This window comes from Pseudomonas sp. TUM25319 (assembly GCF_056388475.1).
On the sequence record NZ_CM150751.1, the window covers coordinates 2,306,994 to 2,327,600 of the forward strand.

General features: G+C 63.1%; 15 protein-coding genes. 5 read left to right on the forward strand and 10 right to left on the reverse strand.

Translation table 11 applies throughout. The features are described from left to right. Positions 1–53 precede the first annotated feature (53 nt). The 5 genes from AC05QJ_RS10920 to puuE all read right to left on the reverse strand — a co-directional run bounded on the left by AC05QJ_RS10920 (position 54) and on the right by puuE (position 5,089). The gene (locus AC05QJ_RS10920) at positions 54–1,409 is read right to left on the reverse strand and encodes a nucleobase:cation symporter-2 family protein (RefSeq protein ID WP_476746870.1); all 1,356 of its coding nucleotides are present in this window, start codon (positions 1,407–1,409) and stop codon (positions 54–56) included. Between the two features lie 250 nt (positions 1,410–1,659). After that, on the reverse strand, positions 1,660–3,027 hold the full coding sequence (locus AC05QJ_RS10925; protein WP_476746871.1) for a urate hydroxylase PuuD: 1,368 nt from the start codon (positions 3,025–3,027) through the stop codon (positions 1,660–1,662). A 47-nt stretch (positions 3,028–3,074) separates the two neighbouring features. Beyond that, entirely contained in the window at positions 3,075–3,578 is a 504-nt protein-coding gene (locus AC05QJ_RS10930; RefSeq protein ID WP_476746872.1) for an ureidoglycolate lyase, read from the reverse strand. Between the two features lie 69 nt (positions 3,579–3,647). Beyond that, positions 3,648–4,163 carry a 2-oxo-4-hydroxy-4-carboxy-5-ureidoimidazoline decarboxylase gene (gene uraD, locus AC05QJ_RS10935; protein WP_476746873.1) on the reverse strand — a complete coding sequence of 172 codons (516 nt, stop codon included), beginning with the start codon at positions 4,161–4,163 and terminating at the stop codon, positions 3,648–3,650. After that, positions 4,160–5,089 carry an allantoinase PuuE gene (puuE, locus tag AC05QJ_RS10940; protein ID WP_476746874.1) on the reverse strand — a complete coding sequence of 310 codons (930 nt, stop codon included), beginning with the start codon at positions 5,087–5,089 and terminating at the stop codon, positions 4,160–4,162. Before puuE ends, uraD begins: the two co-directional genes overlap by 4 nt. A 389-nt stretch (positions 5,090–5,478) precedes the next feature. On the opposite strand from puuE, the gene uraH reads away from it, so the two are divergent. Then, positions 5,479–5,832, forward strand: coding sequence for a hydroxyisourate hydrolase (uraH, locus tag AC05QJ_RS10945; RefSeq protein ID WP_476746875.1), 354 nt, complete (start codon positions 5,479–5,481; stop codon positions 5,830–5,832). 344 nt (positions 5,833–6,176) lie between these two features. Here the strand turns inward: uraH and AC05QJ_RS10950 are convergent, their stop codons facing one another. Next, positions 6,177–7,412 (reverse strand): NCS2 family permease, encoded by a 1,236-nt coding sequence (locus AC05QJ_RS10950; protein ID WP_476747911.1) that lies wholly within the window; start codon positions 7,410–7,412, stop codon positions 6,177–6,179. 473 nt (positions 7,413–7,885) lie between these two features. On the opposite strand from AC05QJ_RS10950, the gene AC05QJ_RS10955 reads away from it, so the two are divergent. Then, entirely contained in the window at positions 7,886–8,656 is a 771-nt protein-coding gene (locus AC05QJ_RS10955) for a GntR family transcriptional regulator (protein ID WP_476746876.1), read from the forward strand. Between the two features lie 183 nt (positions 8,657–8,839). Here the strand turns inward: AC05QJ_RS10955 and guaD are convergent, their stop codons facing one another. The 4 genes from guaD to xdhA form a co-directional block, all read right to left on the reverse strand. Continuing rightward, on the reverse strand, positions 8,840–10,144 hold the full coding sequence (gene guaD / locus AC05QJ_RS10960) for a guanine deaminase (RefSeq protein ID WP_476746877.1): 1,305 nt from the start codon (positions 10,142–10,144) through the stop codon (positions 8,840–8,842). Positions 10,145–10,154: 10 nt separating this feature from the next. Next, positions 10,155–11,000: a xanthine dehydrogenase accessory protein XdhC gene (gene xdhC / locus AC05QJ_RS10965; RefSeq protein WP_476746878.1), complete on the reverse strand. Its 846-nt coding sequence runs from the start codon at positions 10,998–11,000 to the stop codon at positions 10,155–10,157. A 152-nt stretch (positions 11,001–11,152) separates the two neighbouring features. Continuing rightward, on the reverse strand, positions 11,153–13,549 hold the full coding sequence (gene xdhB / locus AC05QJ_RS10970; RefSeq protein WP_476746879.1) for a xanthine dehydrogenase molybdopterin binding subunit: 2,397 nt from the start codon (positions 13,547–13,549) through the stop codon (positions 11,153–11,155). After that, a complete protein-coding gene (gene xdhA / locus AC05QJ_RS10975) occupies positions 13,542–14,996 on the reverse strand; it encodes a xanthine dehydrogenase small subunit (RefSeq protein WP_476746880.1) in 1,455 nt (484 codons plus the stop codon). Before xdhA ends, xdhB begins: the two co-directional genes overlap by 8 nt. A gap of 389 nt (positions 14,997–15,385) precedes the next feature. On the opposite strand from xdhA, the gene AC05QJ_RS10980 reads away from it, so the two are divergent. The 3 genes from AC05QJ_RS10980 to zipA all read left to right on the forward strand — a co-directional run bounded on the left by AC05QJ_RS10980 (position 15,386) and on the right by zipA (position 20,604). Then, entirely contained in the window at positions 15,386–16,045 is a 660-nt protein-coding gene (locus tag AC05QJ_RS10980) for a GntR family transcriptional regulator (RefSeq protein WP_476746881.1), read from the forward strand. A 2-nt stretch (positions 16,046–16,047) separates the two neighbouring features. Next, on the forward strand, positions 16,048–19,536 hold the full coding sequence (gene smc / locus AC05QJ_RS10985; protein ID WP_476746882.1) for a chromosome segregation protein SMC: 3,489 nt from the start codon (positions 16,048–16,050) through the stop codon (positions 19,534–19,536). A 201-nt stretch (positions 19,537–19,737) separates the two neighbouring features. Then, the gene (gene zipA / locus AC05QJ_RS10990) at positions 19,738–20,604 is read left to right on the forward strand and encodes a cell division protein ZipA (protein WP_476746883.1); all 867 of its coding nucleotides are present in this window, start codon (positions 19,738–19,740) and stop codon (positions 20,602–20,604) included. The last annotated feature ends 3 nt before the right edge of the window (positions 20,605–20,607 follow it).

A 20,607-nucleotide genomic window follows, 5' to 3' on the forward strand; every position in this document is an offset into this window, starting at 1 on the left:
GGTCCTGCGTATTGCTCGGGTTGTGCCCGGCGGCCACGGCGCCGCCTCGGGGCTCAATGGTGGGCGGCGGCTTCGTTGTGCGAGGCGCGCTCGGCGCCGCCAAGGATGTTGAACAAGAGGTTCAGCACCAGGGCGCTGACCGTTGCCATGGCGATGCCGCTATGGGTGATCGGCTCCATCCACTGGGGCATCTGCGAGAAGAACTCGGGACGCACCACCGGGATCAGGCCCATGCCGACGCTGACGGCCACCAGCAACTGGTTGCGCCGGTCAGCGATGTCCGCTTCCTGGAGGATCTTGATCCCTGTAGCAGCGACCATGCCGAACATCGCGATCGAGGCGCCGCCCAGCACTGCCGGCGGAATCGAAGCGATCAGGAAGGCCGCCTTGGGCAGCAGGCTGAGCAGGATCAGGAACCCACCGGCCACCACGGTCACGTAGCGGCAGCGCACGCCGGTCATCTGCACCAGACCGATGTTCTGGGCGAAGGAGGAGTGGGTGAAGGTGTTGAAAAAACCGGCGACAAAGGAAGCGCCGGCGTCGCACATCAAACCGCGACGAAGCATTCCCGGGGTCACTTCACGGTCAGTGACCTTACCCAGGGCGAGGAACATGCCGGTGGACTCGACGAAGATGATCACCACCACCAGGCACATGGAAAGAATGGGCGCGAGGCTGAACGTGGGCATGCCGAAGTGCAGCGGGGTCACCACTTGCACCCATGGCGCCTCGTCGAGGCCCGACAGGTCGACCATGCCGATGGAGCCGGCCAGGATGTAGCCCAGGCCCATGCCGATCAGCACCGAAACGTTGACCCAGAAACCGCGCATGAAGCGGTTGACCAGCAAAATGGTGGCCAGGACCAGCCCGGCGACGATCAGGTAGATCGGCGAGCCGAAGCTGCTGGCGGCGGCACCGCCACCGGCCCAGTTGACGGCAACCGGGAACAGCGACAGACCGATCGAGGTGATGACCGTACCGGTCACCAATGGCGGGAAGAAACGCACCACCTTGGACATGAACGGCGCGATCAGCATGCCGAAGAACCCGGCGGCGATGGTGGCGCCGAAGATCCCCTGCAGGCCGACACCGGGCATGCCGGCCATGGCGACCATGCTGCCGACGGCGGCGAAGCTGGCGCCCATCATCACCGGCATGCGGATCCCTACAGCACCAATGCCGAACGACTGGACGATGGTGGCGACACCGGCGACCAGCAGATCGGCATTGATCAGGAAAGCAACTTCTTCACGGGAGAGTCCGGCAGCCTGTCCGATGATCAGCGGCACCGCGATGGCGCCTCCGTACATCAGCAGCACGTGTTGCAGACCGACGAGGATCAGTTGCAACAGGGGCAGGGGCTGTCGTGGCGGCGCAACGGGGATGTACGCCTTGCGAGACTCGGACATGCAGCACCTCAACGGTTTTGTTCTTGTTTTTAGCTGCAAGCGTCTGGCGGCGGGCTTCAACGAGAGGCGCGCCGTCGACAGGCTTGCACTTGTTGCTTTTTTGTCGAGCTGCAAGCTTCAAGCTGCAAGCTTCAAGAAAAAGCAGGCGGCCTTGGCTTGCAGTTTTTGCGTGTTACTACAGGTGCGGCTTCAAGCGACAAGCTGTCAGACGAAGCCGATCAGCTTGCCGCTTGCCGCTTACGGCTGCCGCTCAATTCACCGGCGCGCCCTTGGCGATCCAGTCACCGACCAGCTTGCGTTCCTCGGCAGTCATCTGGGTGATGTTGCCCAGCGGCATGATCTGGCTGGCGACGGCCTGGGCCTGGATACGCGGAGCCATGGCCTGGATCTGTTGCGGCGTGTCGAGCATCACGCCAGCAGGCGCGGCACTGAACAGCGGGCTGGTCGGCTTGGCCGAGTGGCACACCGCGCAGCGTTCCTGGATCACGCTGTGGATCTTGTCGAAGTCACCACCGGTCGCCGCGGCTGTTGCCTGGGCGGGAGCTGCGGCAGGCGCAGCCGGTGCGGCCGCTTCGGCCGGCGCTTCAGGCTTGGCCTGGGCGGCCTGCCAGGCGGCAGCTTGCTGTTCCTCGGCTTTCTCGGCGGCCGTCTTGCCACCCAGTGCGGTTTCCGGCAGCGGCTGGTATTCGATCTTCGCAGCAGCCTGCTCAGGCGCGGTCGGCAGCGGCTTTGGACCGGTGACGTAGGCCAGGCAGATCATCGCCAGGGCGCCGACGGGCAGGGCCCAGGCGTACTTGTTGCTGTCGTGGCGGGTGTTGAAGTAGTGACGGATCAACACGGCCGCGATGGCGATACCGGCCAGGATCAGCCAGTTGTACTTGCTGCCGTAGGTGCTCGGGAAGTGGTTGCTGATCATGATGAACAGCACCGGCAGGGTGAAGTAGTTGTTGTGGCGCGAGCGCAGCAGGCCCTTGGCCGGCAGGACCGGATCAGGAGTGGTGTTGGCTTCGATGGCGGCTACCAGCTGACGCTGGGCCGGCATGATGATGCGGAACACGTTGCCGACCATGATGGTGCCGATGATGGCGCCGGTGTGCAGGTATGCACCACGACCGCTGAACACCTGGCTGAAGCCGAAGCACGCGGCGATGATCAGCACGAACAGCACCAGGCCGAGCAGGGCAGGTTGCTTGCCCAGTGGCGAGTCGCAGAGGAAGTCGTAGATGAACCAGGCGGCGATCAGCGAGCCGACACCGATGGCAACGCCTTCGAAGCCGGTCAGGGTGCTGCCGGGGGCCAGCAGGTAAAGGGTCGGCTGCCAGTAGAACACCAGGCACAGCAGGGCGATACCGGACATCCAGGTGAAGTAGGCTTCCCATTTGAACCAGTGCAGGTTCTCCGGCATTTTCGGCGGGGCCAGCTTGTACTTCTCCAGGTGGTAGATACCACCACCGTGGATCGCCCAGAGATCACCGGACAGCCCGTCACGCGGGTTGGCGCGGTTCAGGTTGTTTTCCAGCCAGACGAAGTAGAACGACGCGCCGATCCAGGCCACGCCGGTAATCATGTGAACCCAGCGCACGCTCAGGTTCAGCCATTCCAACAGATGTGCTTCCACAGTCTTGTACCTCTTGCCGGTCACCGAGAACGATGGCCGGCCTTCTCTTATTGGTGGGGATTGAGGACCAATTGCTCATCCTCGGTGAAGAAATGCTCGTCGCAGTTGTTGCCTGAACCACTGCGATCAACCACCAGGAAGTCATCCCGCTTTTCGATCGTCAGCACCGGGTGGTGCCAGACGCCGCGATGGTAATTGACGCCCTGCCTTCCATTGCTGATGAAGGCGCGGACGAGGCCTGATACAGGTGCATCGCCAACGGGCGCGACCACGATCAGAAAGGGGTTGCCGAGCAGCGGGATGAAGGCCTGGCTGCCCAGCGGATGGCGTTCCAGCATGCGCACGGTCAGCGGCATGTCCAGCGCGTCGGCGCGGAAGATGCTGATGATCGCCTTGTCTTCCGGCTGTGCGGTTTCGACCGTCGCCAGCTTGTGGAAGCGCATGGTCGAGCCGTTGTTGATCATGAAGTGGTCGCTGCCGTCGGTTTCGATCACGTCACCGAAAGGGGCGAAGGCTTCTTTGCTCAGGGGCTCAATCACTAAAGTGCGCATGCGGTATGTCTCTGAATTCTGTGTGTTGTTATCAGGCTGTCGGCGCCGGCCTTGCCGGCGCGCACGGTGTTACAGCTGCAGCAGGCGGAACAGGGCGATCAGGTTGATCTGCGCCAGGGCTTCCTTGAACTCGGCATCGGCATCGTTGTGGATGCGGGTTTCGAAGGAAGCAAGGATCTGGTGCCGATTGCTGCCTTTGACCGCCATGATGAACGGGAACTGGAACTTGGCCTTGTAGGCATCGTTGAGCTCGGTGAAGCGGGCGAACTCTTCGGCGGTGCACTGGTGGATACCGGCGCCGGCCTGCTCGTTGGTGCTCGATTCGGTCAGTTCACCCTGGATCGCGGCCTTGCCGGCGAGATCCGGGTGAGCATTGATCAGCGCCAGCTGGGCGGCGTGGTCGGCGCTCAGGAGGATGTCGCTCATGCGTTCGTGCAGGTTTTCGATCTGGTCCAGCTCATCGCGCTGGCCCAGGTCCCAGGCCTTCTCGGCAACCCAGGGCGAGTGCTCGTAGATGTCGGCGAACGCCTCGACGAACGCGGCGCGGTCCAGGGTCGAAGGGGTCAGGGTCTTGAAAGCGGTCATTTCGAAATCTCGGCGGTGTAAGGGTGGTGGGTGTGCCAGTGGCGGGCGATATCCACGCGACGGGCAAACCAGACCTGGTCATGGCTCTTGGCGTAGTCGATGAAGCGCTTGAGCGACGCCAGGCGCGCCGGACGGCCGACCAGACGGCAGTGCAGGCCGATGGACAGCATCTTCGGTGCTTCGGCGCCTTCTTCGTAGAGCACGTCGAAGGCGTCCTTGAGGTACTGGAAGAACTGCTCGCCGCAGTTGAAGCCCTGGACCTGGGTGAAGCGCATGTCGTTGGTGTCCAGGGTGTACGGGATCACCAGGTGCGGCTTGCCGGTGGGGTTGTTCGGCTCCCAGTAGGGCAGGTCGTCATCGTAGGTGTCGCTGTCGTAGAGGAAGCCGCCTTCCTCCATCACCAGGCGCCGGGTGTTCGGGCCGGTGCGACCGGTGTACCAGCCCAGCGGGCGCTCGCCGGTGAGTTCGGTGAGGACGCGGATGGCTTCGAGCAGGTGCTCGCGTTCCTGGGCCTCGTCCATGTTCTGGTAGTCGATCCAGCGGTAGCCGTGGCTGCAGATCTCGTGGCCGGCTTGGACCATGGCGCGGATCACGTCCGGATGGCGCTGGGCGGCCATGGCGACGGCGAAGATGGTCAGCGGCACGCCGCTGTCCTTGAACAGCTTGAGCAGGCGCCAGACACCCGCGCGGCTGCCGTATTCGTAGAGCGACTCCATGCTCATGTTGCGCGCGCCCTGCAGCGGCTGGGCGGCGACCATCTCGGAGAGGAACGCTTCGGACTCCTTGTCTCCATGAAGGATGTTGCGTTCGCCGCCTTCTTCATAATTGAGCACGAAAGACAACGCGATGCGGGCATTCCCCGGCCAGCGCGGATGGGGAGGGGTATTGCCGTAACCGATCAGGTCGCGAGGATAATCAGCGCTCACTGCAGTCTTCCTTCTTGTACGTGAAAACGGAGAGGGTGGCGGTCGCGGGTCGCGTTGGGCCACGCCGATGGAATGATTGTATACAACTTTATCGACGATTTGTAAGCCTGTTTTTTTGCATTTCTTTCTCCGTCAGGCCCTGGAGTGCTTTGCAAGAAACCTGCCTGATTGGTCAGCAAATGACGCCGGCGTCTGCGAAGGCTCTGGCTTTGCGACTGATGGCGTATTTACAGGCCAGCGAGGAGCTGAATCGGAAATGCGCTCGAAAAATTGTGTACAATTTTTCAATAAAATGTCTTAATGCTCCAGCAGCCGCACGCAGCCGTGTTCATTGTCGGTGCCGTGCGGGTATTTTTTGCCCACAGATTGAACAATGAGGCGAGCAAGCAATGGGACGTTTGACCACGCATGTACTGGATGCCGCACATGGCTGCCCTGGCAGCTCGATCAAGGTCGAGCTCTATCGGGTCGAAGGCCAGCAGCTGGAACTGGTGAACACGGCACTGACCAACAGCGATGGCCGCGTCGACGTGCCACTGCTGCAGGGCGATGATTATCGCAGTGGCGTGTACCAATTGCAGTTCAGTGCCGGTGACTACTACCGCGCCCGTGGCGTGCAACTGCCGGAGCCGGCGTTCCTCGACGTGGTGGTACTGCGCTTTGGCATCAACGACAAGCAGGATCACTACCATGTGCCGCTGCTGATCTCGCCTTACAGTTACTCGACCTATCGCGGAAGCTAGTTGGTCGCTAGAAGAATCTTCGTAGGTCCTTGCCCGCTCACACTGGCGGGCTTTTTTTCGTCTGCTGGAAAGCAGCTGTAAGCTGCAAGCTGCAAGCTGCAAGCTGCAAGCTGCAAGCTTCAAGCTTCAAGCTTCAAGCTGCAAGCTTCAAGAAAGAGCGGTCCGCGTCGCTGCGGTTCCTCTTGTAGCTTGCAGCTTATGGCTTGCAGCTCAAAGAACCCTGCGCGGGCGAAGCGGCAAGAAAGAGCAGTCCGCGTCGCCACCGTTCCTCTTGCCGCTTGCAACTTGCAGCTCAAAAAAAAAGCCCCACCCGAAGGTGAGGCTCCTTTCCCGCCCTCTTTCCCTTACAGGAAGATGAACTTGGCAATGAAGATCGCGCACAGCACCCACAGGCTGGCGGAGATTTCCTTGTGCTTGCCGGTGAAGGCCTTGAGTACGACGTAGGTGATGAAGCCCAGGGCGATACCGTCGGCGACCGAGAAGGTCAGCGGCATCATGATGACCGTGACGATCGCCGGGATGCTGTCGGTGGCTTCGTCCCACTCGATGTGCGCCATGCTGCCCATCATCAGCATGGCCACGTAGATCAGCGCACCCGCGGTGGCGTACGCCGGGATCATGCCCGCCAGCGGTGCGAAGAACATCGCGGCGACGAACAGCAGGCCGACCACTACTGCCGTCAGGCCGGTGCGGCCACCGGCGGCGACACCCGCAGCGCTCTCCACGTAGCTGGTCACTGGCGGTACGCCGACCACAGCGCCGAACACGCTCGACGCGCTGTCGGCCTTCAGTGCCCGGGACAGGTTCTCGATACGGCCGTCGGCGTTGACCAGGTTGGCGCGCTGGGCGACGCCCATCAGGGTGCCGGCGGTGTCGAACATGTGCACGAAGAGGAAAGCCAGTACTACGGCGATCATGCTGACGTTGAACACACCGGCCACGTCCATGGCCATCCAGGTCGGTGCCAGGCTCGGTGGCAGCGAGAACACGCCGCCGTATTCCACCAGGCCCAGGCCCCAGCCGGCGAGGGTCACGGTGATGATGCTGATGAGGATCGCGCCGAACACCCGGTGGTAGCTGAGTACGGCGATCATCAGGAAGCACACGGCTGCCAGCAGCGGGCCGGGTTCGTTGAGGTGGCCGAGCTTGATCAGGGTGGCCGGGCTGTCGACGACGATGCCCGCGGTTTTAAGGCCGATCAGTCCGAGAAACAATCCGACGCCGGCGCCCATGGCATGACGAAGGCTGACCGGGATGCTGTTGAGCAGCCATTCGCGCACGCGGGAAAGGGTAAGGAACATGAACAGCACACCGGACACGAACACCGCGCCCAGCGCGGCTTCCCAGGTGTAGCCCATGGTCCCGACCACGGTGTAGGTGAAGAAGGCGTTCAGGCCCATGCCGGGTGCCAGCCCGACTGGCCAGTTGGCGTAGAGCCCCATGAGCAGGCAGCCGAGGGCGGCGGCGATACAGGTGGCGACGAATGCCGCCCCGTGATCGATGCCGGCATCAGCCATGATGTTGGGGTTGACGAAAATGATGTAGGCCATGGTGATGAAGGTCGTCAGGCCGGCGATCATTTCGGTCTTTACGGTGGTGCCATGTAGCTTGAGTTTGAAAATCCGCTCCAGCCAGCTCGTTTCGAGCGGTGGGGCAAGATCCAGCGTAGGTGCGTCGGATTTGCGGCTTTCCACAGCGTGTACTCCTCAAGTCTTTTCTTGTTTTTCAGAGCTGGTCCTGCACGTTCACTGGGGGCTCTGCGAGGTAAGGGAATTGGCAAGGCGTCCTGGTGCGGATAGTTGACTTCCGAGTCAGGAAGCTGCACGTGGATTATGCGTTTGTATACAAAGAATGCAAATACTGTTTTATTGGATGTGCGCACTTTAGTTGCTGCGAACGCTATAAAGAACAAGCTCGCCTGCAGAAATGCCGTTTGCTGTGTACAATGCGGCAATACCAAAGCCGTTATTTTTTCTACCCAGGACTTGCCATCGCCCCACTGGCTGGTATTACAGTCGAGGTCCGATAGGCGAATCTTCGTGCGCGAGTGCCCATGAACGAACAGCTACAACCCCTCAAGAAGACCCCGCGCGCCGGCAAGACCGGTGGTCGCAGCGGCACCCAGGATGACATTGTCTACGCGCATATCTTCGAGGCCATTCTCGAACAGCGGCTGGCACCGGGTACCAAGTTGAGTGAGGAAGCCCTGGGCGAGATCTTCGGCGTCAGCCGCACCATCATTCGCCGCGCGCTGTCGCGCCTGGCCCACGAAAGCGTGGTGCTGTTGCGGCCCAACCGCGGCGCGGTGGTCGCCAGCCCGACCGTCGAGGAAGCGCGCCAGGTGTTCTTCTCCCGGCGCATGGTGGAGCGGGCGATCACCGAGCTGGCCGTGCAGCATGCCACTGCCGAGCAATTGAACGAACTGCGGGTCATGGTTCGCGAAGAGCGCGACAGTTTCTCCCGCGGTGATCGCGGCGCCGGTATCCGTCTTTCCGGCGAATTCCACCTCAAGCTGGCCGAAGCCGCCGGCAATGCGCCGCTGGTGAGTTTCCAGCGCAGCCTGGTGTCGCAGACCTCGCTGATCATCGCCCAGTACGAAAGTGGCAACCGCTCGCACTGTTCCTACGACGAGCACATGCAACTGATCGACGCCATCGAGGCCCGCGACGCGACCCTCGCGGTGAACCTGATGATGCATCACATGGATCACATCGACAGCAAGCTCAACCTCGACGAAGAAAGCGCTTCGGACGATCTGCACGCGGTGTTCTCGCACCTGCTGCAGAGCAAGAAGCGCAGCGGCCCGGTCCAGGCCAAGAGCTGATTGCCGAGGACGTAAAAAGCGGGGCCCGTGTTGCAAAGCACGGGCCCCGTTTTGTTTGTGTCATCTTCGGGACCGTCTCACGGTCCTTCGCGAGCAAGCTCGCTCCCACATGGCAGCCGGGAACTGCTTTGCGGGGGCGCGAGCTTGCTCGCGAAGGGCCGCGAAGCGACCCCGCGCCTACCATCAGCGCTGGTGCACGCAGGTACCGGCCGCGAAGGTCTGGCGGATAGTGCGGTCATCGCCCAGGGTGGTCAGCACGAACAGGGTTTCCTCGATGCTGTTCGACTGCTGCAGGCGGTAGTCCAGCAGTGGCGTGGCCTGGTAGTCGAGCACCACGAAGTCGGCATCGTTGCCGGCGCGCAGGCTGCCGATGCGGTCGTCCAGGCTCAGCGCCCGGGCGCCGCCGAGGGTGGCCAGGTACAGCGACTTGAACGGGTGCAGGCGAATGCCCTGCAACTGCATGACCTTGTACGCCTCGTTCAGCGTGTTGAGCAGCGAGAAGCTGGTGCCGGCGCCGACGTCGGTGCCCAGGCCGACCTTGACCTTGTGCTGCTCGGCCTGGGTCAGGTTGAACAGGCCGCTGCCCAGGAACAGGTTGGAGGTCGGGCAGAAGGCAACCGCCGAACCGGTTTCCGCCAGGCGCTGGCATTCGGCGTCACACAGGTGCACGCCATGGGCGAACACCGAGCGCTCGCCCAGCAGCTTGAAGTGGTCGTACACGTCGAGGTAGCCACTGCGCTCGGGGAACAGCGATTTCACCCAATCGATTTCCTTGAGGTTCTCGCTCAGGTGGGTGTGCATGTACAGGTCCGGGTACTCACCAAGCAGTTGCCCGGCCAGTTGCAGTTGTTCCGGGGTGCTGGTGGGGGCGAAGCGCGGCGTCACTGCGTAGTGCAGGCGGCCCTTGCCATGCCAGCGCTCGATCAGCGCCTTGCTCTCGGCGTAGCCGGATTCGGCGGTGTCGGTCAGGTAATCCGGGGCGTTGCGGTCCATCATCACCTTGCCGGCGATCATCCGCAGGTCCAGGCGTTCGGCTTCCTCGAAGAAGGCATTCACCGACTCCGGATGCACGCTGCCAAACACCAGCGCGGTGGTGGTGCCGTTGCGCAGCAGTTCCTGGATGAACAGCTTCGCCACCTTGTCGGCGTGATCCTTGTCGGCGAACTGGCGCTCGCACGGGAAGGTGTAGGTGTTCAGCCAGTCCAGCAGTTGCTCGCCATAGGAGCCGATCATGCCGGTCTGCGGGAAGTGGATGTGGGTGTCGATGAAGCCCGGGGTGATCAGGCTGTCCTGGTAGTGCACCACGTCGATGTCGGCGGGCAGGGTCGGCAGCAGTTGGCTGGCGTGGCCCAGGCGGCTGATCTTGCCGTTGTCGACCACCAGCAGGCCGTCTTCGTAGTACTCGTAGGAGGCTTCGATACCGACCTCGGCCGGGTCGGCGACGCTGTGCAGGATGGCGGAACGGTAGGCTTTGCGGGTTGCGCTCATAACGGTCTCGTCAAATGGCGTGGCTGCGCCGCGAAGGCGGCAGCAGTTGGGCAATGGGTTCGGCGTTCACGGCCGGGTTGTGCTGGCCGAAACTGGCGTTGTAGGTGGCAATGATTTCGGCGGCGATGGACACGGCGATCTCGATTGGCAGCTTGCCCTTGACCTCCGCCAGGCCCATCGGGCAACGCATGCGCTGCATGCGTTCGGCGTCGAAGCCGCGGTCGCGCAGACGGTGTTCGAACTTGGCGCGCTTGGTCTTCGAGCCGATCAGGCCGAACCAGCGGAAGTCGTTGCGCTTGAGGATGGCGGCGGTGAGTTCAAGGTCCAGCTGGTGGTTGTGGGTCATGACGATGCAGTAGCTGCCGGGGGGCAGTTCATCGACTTCGTCCACCGGTTCGTCGGCGACGACTTTCCACACCCCGCTGGGGATCTGTTCGGGGAATTCCTGCTCGCGGGAATCGATCCAGCGCACCCGGCAGGGCAGCGCGGCGAGCAAGGGTACCAGAGCGCGGCCGACATGGCCCGCGCCGAACACGGCGATCTGCGCCTGTACCGCGCCCATCGGCTCGAACAGCAGCACCGTGGCGCCACCGCAGCACTGGCCGAGGCTGGCGCCGAGGCTGAAGCGCTCCAGGTGCGGCGACTCACGGCCCTCGGCAAGCATCTGCCGGGCAATGTGCATCGCCTTGAATTCCAGGTGACCGCCGCCGATGGTGTCGAACAGACGGCTGGCGCTGACCACCATCTTCGAGCCGGCGTTGCGTGGGGTCGAGCCGCGCTCCTCGATGATGGTCACCAGGACACAGGGCTCGCCCTGTTCCTGCAATTCGGCGAGGGCGTTGATCCATTGGTGCATGATTTATGTCCTCTCCAGGAATCTTGTGTTGCTAGTGCTGGCCTCATCGCCGGCAACGCCGGCTCCCACAAGGACCGTGTACACCGCCAAGCACTGTGGGAGCCGGCGTTGCCGACGATAGGACCAGCAGCCTTCACAAACAGGCCAGCCCGTTACTCGGTCACAGCCTCAACCTCGAGTGAGGCCTGCCGCGCCGCCACCGCCTTGCGCATCTGCTCGCAACCCCACAACACCCGCTCCGGCGTCGATGGCGCGTCGATCAGCGGATGCTCGCGGTAGTCGGCGATGCTCGCCACGGCGTCCTTGATCGCGCACCAGGCGGCGATGCCGAGCATGAACGGCGGTTCGCCCACGGCCTTGGAGTGGAACACGGTGTCTTCCGGGTTCTTGCGGTTTTCCACCAGCTTGACCCGCATGTCGATCGGCATGTCCGCCACCGCCGGGATCTTGTAGCCGGCCGGGCCATTGGTCACCAGTTTGCCCTTGGCGTTCCACACCAGTTCCTCGGTGGTCAGCCAGCCCATGCCCTGGACGAAACCGCCTTCCACCTGGCCGATGTCGATGGCCGGGTTCAGCGAGTCGCCGACGTCGTGGAGGATGTCGGCGCGGAGCATCTTGTACTCGCCGGTCAGGGTGTCGACGATCACCTCGACGCAAGCGGCGCCAAAGGCGAAGTAGTAGAACGGCCGGCCGCGGGCCTGGCTGCGGTCGTAGAAGATCTTCGGCGTGCGGTAGAAGCCGGTGCTGGACAGCGACACCTGGGCGAAGTACGCCTGCTGCACCAGCGACTCGAACGACATGATTTCATCGCGCACGCGCACATGGCCGTTGCGGAACTCGACGTCTTCCTCGGTGACCTTCCACTGCCTGGCGGCAAACTCGACGAGGCGTTTCTTGAGGATCTCCGCTGCGTTCTGCGCGGCTTTGCCGTTCAGGTCGGCGCCACTGGAGGCGGCGGTCGGCGAGGTGTTGGGCACCTTGTCGGTGTTGGTTGCGGTGATCTGGATGCGGTCGAAGTCCACCTGGAACACTTCGGCCACCACCTGGGCGACCTTGGTATTCAGGCCCTGGCCCATCTCGGTGCCGCCGTGGTTCAGGTGGATGCTGCCGTCGGTGTAGATGTGGATCAGCGCACCGGCCTGGTTGAGGAAGGTGGCGGTGAAGGAGATACCGAACTTCACCGGGGTCAGCGCCAGGCCCTTCTTCAGGATCGGGCTGTTGGCGTTGAAGCGACGGATCGACTCGCGGCGTTCGGCGTAGTCGCTGCTCGCTTCGAGGTCGGCGGTCATTTCCTCGATCAGGTTGTGTTCGACGGTCTGGTAGTAATGGGTGACGTTGCGCTCGGTCTTGCCGTAGTAGTTGGCCTTGCGCACGGCCAGCGGGTCGCGGCCCAGATGGCGGGCGATATGGTCCATCACCTCTTCGATGGCAACCATGCCCTGCGGGCCGCCGAAGCCGCGGTAGGCGGTGTTGGAGGCAGTGTTGGTCTTGCAGCGATGGCCGTGCACCGTGGCATCGCCCAGGTAGTAGGCGTTGTCGGAGTGGAACATGGCGCGGTCGACGATCGAACCCGAGAGGTCCGGCGAGTAGCCGCAGTTGCCGGCCAGGTCGAAGTTGATGCCGTGCAGACGACCGTTGTCGTCGAAGCCGACGTCGTACTCGACGTAGAACGGGTGGCGCTTGCCGGTCATCATCATGTCTTCGACGCGCGGCAGGCGCATCTTGGTCGGCTGGCCGGTCAGGCGGGCGACCACTGCACACAGGCACGCCGGGCTGGCCGCCTGGGTTTCCTTGCCGCCGAAACCGCCGCCCATGCGGCGCATGTCGAGAACGATCTTGTTCATCGGCACGTCGAGGACTTCGGCGACCAGCTTCTGCACTTCGGTGGGGTTCTGCGTCGAGCAGTACACGATCATGCCGCCGTCTTCGGTGGGCATCACCGAGGAGATCTGGGTCTCAAGGTAGAAATGCTCCTGGCCGCCGATGTGCAAGGTGCCTTGCAGGCGGTGCGGGGCGCTGGCCAGGGCGCTGGCCGAGTCACCGCGCTGGTGGGTGTGGCTGTCGAGCACGAAGTGCTTCTTGCGAAACGCCTCGACCACATCCAGCACCGGCTCCAGGTCTTCGTACTCGATGATCGCCGCCATCGCTGCGCGGCGGGCGGTGTCCAGGTCGCGGGCGGCCACGGCGAGCACCGGCTGGCCGAAGAACTCCACCTTGTCGATGGCCAGCAGCGGATCGCCGGCCACTACCGGGCCGATGTCCTTGAGGCCGGGAATGTCTTCGTGGGTGATGACGATGCGTACGCCTTCGAAGGCATAGCAGGGCGTGGTGTCGACTTTCAGGATGCGTGCGTGGGCACGGTCGGAGGTGCGGGCATACACATGCAGCTGGTTGGGAAACTCCAGGCGGTCATCGATGTACACCGCCTCGCCGGATACCTGCTTGTCGGCGCTGTCGTGCTTGACGCTGCGGCCGACGCCGGTGGTCAGGCCCTGGGCGAACAGTTCGGCCATTTCCGCCTGGCTCTTGGGCGCGTGGTGGTTAGACATAATCGGTCACCCGGGTCTCGATGTGCGGTGTTTGCAGTTCGATGAAGTACTTGCGCAGCAGGTTCTGCGCGCCCAGCAGGCGGTATTCCTTGCTGGCGCGGAAGTCCGAGAGCGGGGTGAAGTCCTCGCCCAGGGCCTGGCAGGCTTTTTCCAGGGTGGCCTGGTTGAACGGTTTGTCGATCAGCGCAGCTTCGCAGGCGCGGGCGCGTTTCGGAATCGCCGCCATGCCGCCGAAGGCGACGCGTGCCTGTTCGATCACACCGTTGTCGATGCGCAGGTTGAACGCCGCGCAGACCGCGGAAATGTCGTCGTCCAGGCGCTTGGACACCTTGTAGGCGCGGAACGCCCAGTTGGCCTTGGCCTTCGGCACGATGATGCGTTCGATGAACTCGCTTTCCTGGCGGGCCGTGATGCGGTAGTCGATGAAATAGTCTTCCAGCTTCAGGGTGCGGGTGCTCTCGCCCTTGCGCAGAACGATCTGCGCGCCGAGGGCGATCAGCAGGGGCGGCGAGTCACCAATGGGCGAGGCGTTGCCGATGTTGCCACCGAGGGTGCCCTGGTTGCGGATCTGCAGGGAGGCGAAGCGGTGCAGCAGCTCACCGAAGTCCGGGTATTCGGCGTTCAGGGCTTCGTAACAGTCGGTGAGCGGGGTGGCGGCGCCGATCTCGATGCGGTCGTCGAAGTGTTCGATGCGCTTGAGTTCAGCGACGTTGCCGACGTAGATCATCACCGGCAGGGTCTTGTGGAACTGGGTGACTTCCAGCGCCAGGTCGGTGCCGCCGGCCAGCAGGCGGGCTTCCGGGTGCGAGCCGTAGAGGTCGGCCAGGTCGGCGACGGTCAGCGGCACCAGGCAGCGTTTGTCGCCGCTGTTGAGTTCGCCGGTTTCCTTGGGCGCGATGGCCTTGAGGCGGGCGATGGTCTGGGCCTGGGCTGCATCGAACTGATCCGGCTGCGCCTGGCAGCACGACTGCTCGGCGGCGGCCAGGATCGGCCGATAACCGGTGCAGCGGCAGAGGTTGCCGGCCAAGGCCTCGTGGGCCTTGTGCAGGTCGGGCGCATCGCTGTTTTTCTGCAGGGCGAACAGCGACATCACGAAGCCCGGGGTGCAGAAACCGCACTGCGAACCATGGCAGTCGGCCAGCGCCTGTTGCACGCTGTGCAGCTTGCCCTGATGCTTGAGGCCTTCGACGCTGATCAATTGCTTGCCATGCAGCGACGAGACGAACGTCAGGCAGGAGTTCAGGCTGCGGTAGCGCAGGCTGTCCTGGCCGCTTTCGTCGTTGACGAGTTCGGCGACCACCACGGAGCACGCGCCGCAGTCACCACTGGCGCAGCCCTCCTTGGTACCGGTTTTTCCCAGGTGCTCGCGCAAGTATTCGAGCACGGTCAGGTTGGGGTCCAGGGCATGCTCACTGCGCAATTCCTGGTTCAAGAGAAACTGGATCACGGAAGGGCCTCACAAGAGCGAATTATTGTTGTTGAGCGGACTGAGGCGGAATGTATTAAGCCTTGACTTTCTGGTCAATGATTTTCTGACTTAAAGGTCAGGAAATTTTCCGCGACAGGTCGCCCAACGCCCTGGCACCTGTGTTTCAGTTAAGCACGGATGCTATAGGAAAAGGCTTCAAGTGATGAGTGACGTCGCGCAGGCAGCCGGAGCAAGTCTCAGCTAGCCTTGGGGAAGTCTTTCGCGGGGAATCAGGCGTACGCGGTCGGAGGCCGTAGCAGCGGGCTTAGCCACAAGTCGCGCGAAGTTGACGGCTTCGTCATGTTGGAAGAGGGCATTTGCGGTACACTTCCGCGTTTTTAGCCGTTCAACGATTTCGAAGGAAAACCATGACGTTCAAGGCGCCGGACAGCCTCTCCGAGCAAATTGCCCACTACCTGGCCGAGCGGATCATCCGGGGCGAACTCAAGCCTGCCGAACGTATCCAGGAGCAGAAGGTCACGCAGGCGCTGAATGTCAGCCGCGGCTCGGTGCGCGAAGCCCTGTTGATCCTCGAACGCCGTCATCTGGTGACCATCCTGCCGCGCCGCGGCGCCCATGTGACCGTGCTCAACGAGCTGCACCTGCGCAGCCTGTGCACGCTGATGAGCGAGCTGTACATCCTGCTCGGCAACGCCGTGGCCACCCAGTTCCAGAGCGATGCCGAGCTGGCGCCGTTCCTGGCCATCCAGAAACGCCTGGAAGAAGCCTGCGCGCAGAAGGACATCCGCGCCTTCGTCGAAGAAAGCTTCGCCGTGATGCGCGCCGCCTATCCCTTCGCCAACAACCCTTACCTGCAGGAAACCGTCGAGAACCTGCAGCCGGCCATGAGCCGTGCCTATTACCTGGCGCTGGACCAGCGCAAGGCCGAAATGAGCGAGTTCCTGGCGCTGTTCGCCGACCTGCTGCACGCCGTCGTCGCCCGAGACCTGCCGCGCATCCGCCTGGTCCTGACCACGTACTGCCAGCGCAGTTGCGAGCTGGTGCTCTCGGCCCTGGTGACTGACTGAGCATGCGCCTCAAGTGCATTCGCCTGGCGGGGTTCAAGTCCTTCGTCGACCCGACCACCGTCAACTTCCCGAGCAACATGGCGGCCGTGGTCGGGCCCAATGGCTGCGGCAAGTCCAACATCATCGACGCGGTGCGCTGGGTCATGGGCGAAAGCTCGGCGAAGAACCTGCGCGGCGAGTCGATGACCGACGTCATTTTCAACGGCTCCACCAGCCGCAAGCCGGTCAGCCAGGCCAGCATCGAACTGGTGTTCGACAACAGCGACAACACCCTGGTGGGCGAATACGCCGCCTACGCCGAGATCTCGATCCGCCGCAAGGTCACCCGCGACGGGCAGAACACCTACTTCCTCAACGGCACCAAGTGCCGGCGCCGTGACATCACCGATATCTTCCTCGGTACCGGTCTCGGGCCGCGCAGCTACTCGATCATCGAGCAGGGCATGATCTCCAAGCTGATCGAGGCCAAGCCCGAAGAGTTGCGCAACTTCATCGAGGAAGCCGCTGGCATCTCCAAGTACAAGGAGCGTCGCCGCGAGACCGAGAACCGCATCCGCCGCACCCAGGAAAACCTCGAACGCCTGACCGACCTGCGCGAAGAGCTGGAGCGCCAGCTCGAACGCTTGCACCGTCAGGCCCAGGCCGCCGAGAAATACAAGGAATACAAGGCCGAGGAGCGCCAGCTCAAGGCGCAACTCTCGGCCCTGCGCTGGCGCGCGCTGGACAGCCAGGTACGCCAGCGCGAAAGCGTGATCGGCGATCAGGAGGTGTCCTTCGAGGCACTCGTGGCCGATCAGCGCAACGCCGATGCCAGCATCGAGCGCCTGCGGGACGGCCATCACGAGCTGTCTGAGCGTTTCAACCTGGTCCAGGGCCGCTTCTACTCGGTGGGCGGCGACATCGCCCGGGTGGAGCAGAGCATCCAGCACGGCCAGCAGCGCCTGCGCCAGTTGCAGGACGACCTCAAGGAAGCCGAGCGCTCGCGCCTGGAGACCGAATCCCATTTGGGTCACGACCGCACCTTGCTGGCGACCCTCGGCGAAGAGCTGGAAATGCTCGAGCCGGAACAGGAAATGACCCTGGCCGCTGCCGAGGAAGCCGCGGCGACCCTGGAAGAAGCCGAAACCACCATGCATGGCTGGCAGGAGCAATGGGACAGCTTCAACGCCCGCTCAGCCGAGCCGCGCCGTCAGGCCGAGGTGCAGCAGTCGCGCATTCAGCAACTGGAGCACAGCCTGGAGCGCCTGGCCGAGCGCCAGCGCAAGCTGGGCGAAGAACGCGATCAGTTGAGCGCCGACCCGGAAGACGCGGCCATCCTCGAGCTGGCAGAACAGGTCGCCAGCAGCGAGCTGGTGCTGGAAGACCTGCAGATCGAAGAGCAGCAGGCCTCTGAACGTCTCGACAGCCTGCGTGAGCAGTTGCAACAAGCGACCCAGGCTCAACAGCAGGCCCTGGGCGAATTGCAGCGCCTTGGCGGGCGCCTGGCATCACTGGAGGCCTTGCAGCAAGCGGCGCTGGAACCCGGCAAGGGCGCGGCCGAGTGGCTGCGCGAGCAGGGCCTGGAACAGCGTCCACGGCTGGCCGAGGGGCTGCGGGTCGAGCCGGGTTGGGAGCTGGCGGTAGAAACCGTGCTCGGTGCCGATTTGCAGGCAGTGCTGGTGGATGGCTTCGACGGCTTGTCCTTCGACGGCTTCGACCAGGGCGAACTGCGTCTGCTGGAGGCCAAGGCCGGCGCTGCCCGTCTGCCGGGCAGCCTGCTGGACAAAGTCGAGGGCGCGGTGGACCTGACGCCCTGGCTGGGCCGGGTCAAGCCTGTGGAAAACCTCGATGAAGCCCTGTCCCGGCGCGGGCAACTGGGCGAAGGCGAAAGCCTGGTCAGCCGCGACGGTTACTGGGTGGGCCGGCATTTCCTGCGGGTCAGCCGCGCCAGTGATGCCCAGGGCGGCGTGCTCGCCCGTGGTCAAGAGCTGGAGCGTCTGGGCCTGGAGCAGGGGGAACAGGAAGCCCGCCTGGCCCAGTTGGATGAACAACTCGGCGACCTGCGCGAGCAGCAGCGCCAGCTTGAAGACAGCCGTGAGCAACTGCGCCGCCGCGCCCAGGATGAAGCCCGCCAGCAGGGCGAGCTCAAGGCCAGGCTCTCGGCCGGCAAGGCCCGCGCCGAACAGCTCAACCTGCGTCGCCAGCGTCTTGAAGACGAATTGACCGAGGCCGCCGAGCAGCGAGCCGTCGAGCACGAACAGCTCGGCGAATCGCGGCTGGTGCTGCAGGAATCCCTGGAGCTGATGGCCCAGGACACCGAACAACGCGAACTGCTGCTGGCCCAACGTGACGGCCTGCGCGAAAGCCTCGACCGGGTGCGCCAGGAAGCCCGCCAGCACAAGGACCATGCCCACCAGCTCGCCGTGCGCCTGGGCTCGCTGCGCGCCCAGCACGACTCCACGCGCCAGGCGCTGGAGCGTCTTGAGCAGCAATCCGAGCGCCTGAACGAAAAACGCGAGCAGTTGAGCCTGAACCTGGAAGAGGGCGAGGCGCCGCTGGAAGAGCTGCGCCTGAAGCTGGAGGAACTGCTGGAAAAACGCATGAGCGTCGACGAGGAAATGCGTCAGGCGCGCCTGCACATGGATGACGCCGACCGCGAACTGCGTGACGCCGAGAAACGCCGCAGCCAGGCCGAGCAGCAGTCGCAGCTGTTGCGCGGCCAGCTGGAACAGCACCGCATGGAGTGGCAGGGCCTCAGCGTGCGGCGCAAGACCCTTCACGAGCAATTGCATGCCGACGGCTACGACCTCGATGGCGTGCTGGCGACCCTCACCGACGAAGCCAGCGAACAGGAAGCTGAGGCCGAACTGGAACGTCTCGATGGGCGCATCCAGCGCCTGGGCGCGATCAACCTGGCGGCGATCGAGGAGTACCAGCAGCAGTCCGAGCGCAAGCGTTACCTCGATGCCCAGGACGCCGACCTGGTGGAAGCCCTCGATACCCTCGAAAACGTCATTCGCAAGATCGACAAGGAAACCCGCAATCGCTTCAAGGATACCTTCGATCAGATAAATGCCGGTTTGCAGGCACTTTTCCCAAAAGTTTTCGGTGGTGGCAGTGCGTATCTGGAACTGACGGGCGAAGATTTACTCGATACAGGGGTGACGATCATGGCGCGCCCGCCAGGAAAGAAGAACAGCACTATTCATTTGCTCTCCGGCGGTGAAAAAGCGCTGACGGCCCTGGCGCTGGTATTTGCCATTTTCAAATTGAACCCGGCACCGTTCTGCATGCTCGATGAAGTCGATGCGCCGCTGGACGATGCCAACGTCGGTCGATATGCGCGGCTGGTGAAAGAGATGAGCCAGACGGTGCAGTTCATCTATATCACCCACAACAAGATCGCCATGGAAATGGCCGATCAACTGATGGGTGTGACCATGCACGAACCTGGCTGCTCGCGGCTGGTGGCGGTGGATGTGGAGGAGGCGATGGCCATGGTCGACGCCTGATACGGGACAGAAAGCACGAAACAGAGGCAAATGAACCGGTCAGTCGCGACAGACGGTGTAAAGTTATCTTTGGTCGTGCTAGCTTAATGTCAATTTTTCGTGCGTGGGTAAAACGTCATTCAGAACATAGAGTTGGCGCCACGTTTTAAAGGGTTTTAACCCTTTTATTTTTCAGCATTTTTCACAGAGGCACGGGATTACATGGAAATCGGTCTGCGCGAATGGCTGATCGTCATCGGCATCATAGTCATTGCCGGTATTCTTTTTGACGGCTGGCGCCGCATGCGCGGCGGCAAGGGCAAGTTGAAATTCCGTCTGGACCGCAATCTGTCCAACCTTCCCGACGAAGACAGCAGCGCCGAGGTGCTGGGCCCTTCGCGTGTGCTCGATACCCACAAGGAGCCGCAACTCGACGAAGACGATCTGCCGTCGATGAGTGCACCGGTGCGCGAGCCCAAGGCCGGCAAGGCGAACAAGCGTGCCAAGCGCGGCAACGAGCCGCAGCAGGGCGACCTGAACCTGAGCGCCGAGCCGCGCGAGCCTGACCTGTTTGGCGACGTGGAAGACGACTTCCCGGCCGAGAACCCCAAGACCACCGGCTACGGTGCCGCCAGTGAAGGCAAGGAACTGCCGCAGGTCGAGGAAGTGCTGGTGATCAGCGTGATCTCCCGTGACGAGGGCGGCTTCAAGGGCCCGGCGCTGCTGCAGAACATCCTCGAAAGCGGCTTGCGTTTCGGTGAGATGGACATTTTCCACCGCCACGAAAGCATGGCCGGCAACGGCGAAGTCCTGTTCTCCATGGCCAACGCGGTCAAGCCGGGGGTGTTCGACCTGGACGACATCGACCATTTCAGCACCCGTGCGGTCAGCTTCTTCCTTGGTCTTCCGGGGCCGCGGCATCCGAAGCAGGCGTTCGACGTGATGGTCGCCGCTGCTCGCAAACTGGCCCACGAGCTCAATGGCGAATTGAAGGATGACCAGCGCAGCGTGATGACTGCCCAGACCATCGAGCATTACCGTCAGCGTATCGTCGAGTTCGAGCGCCGTGCGCTGACCCAGAAACGCTGAAAC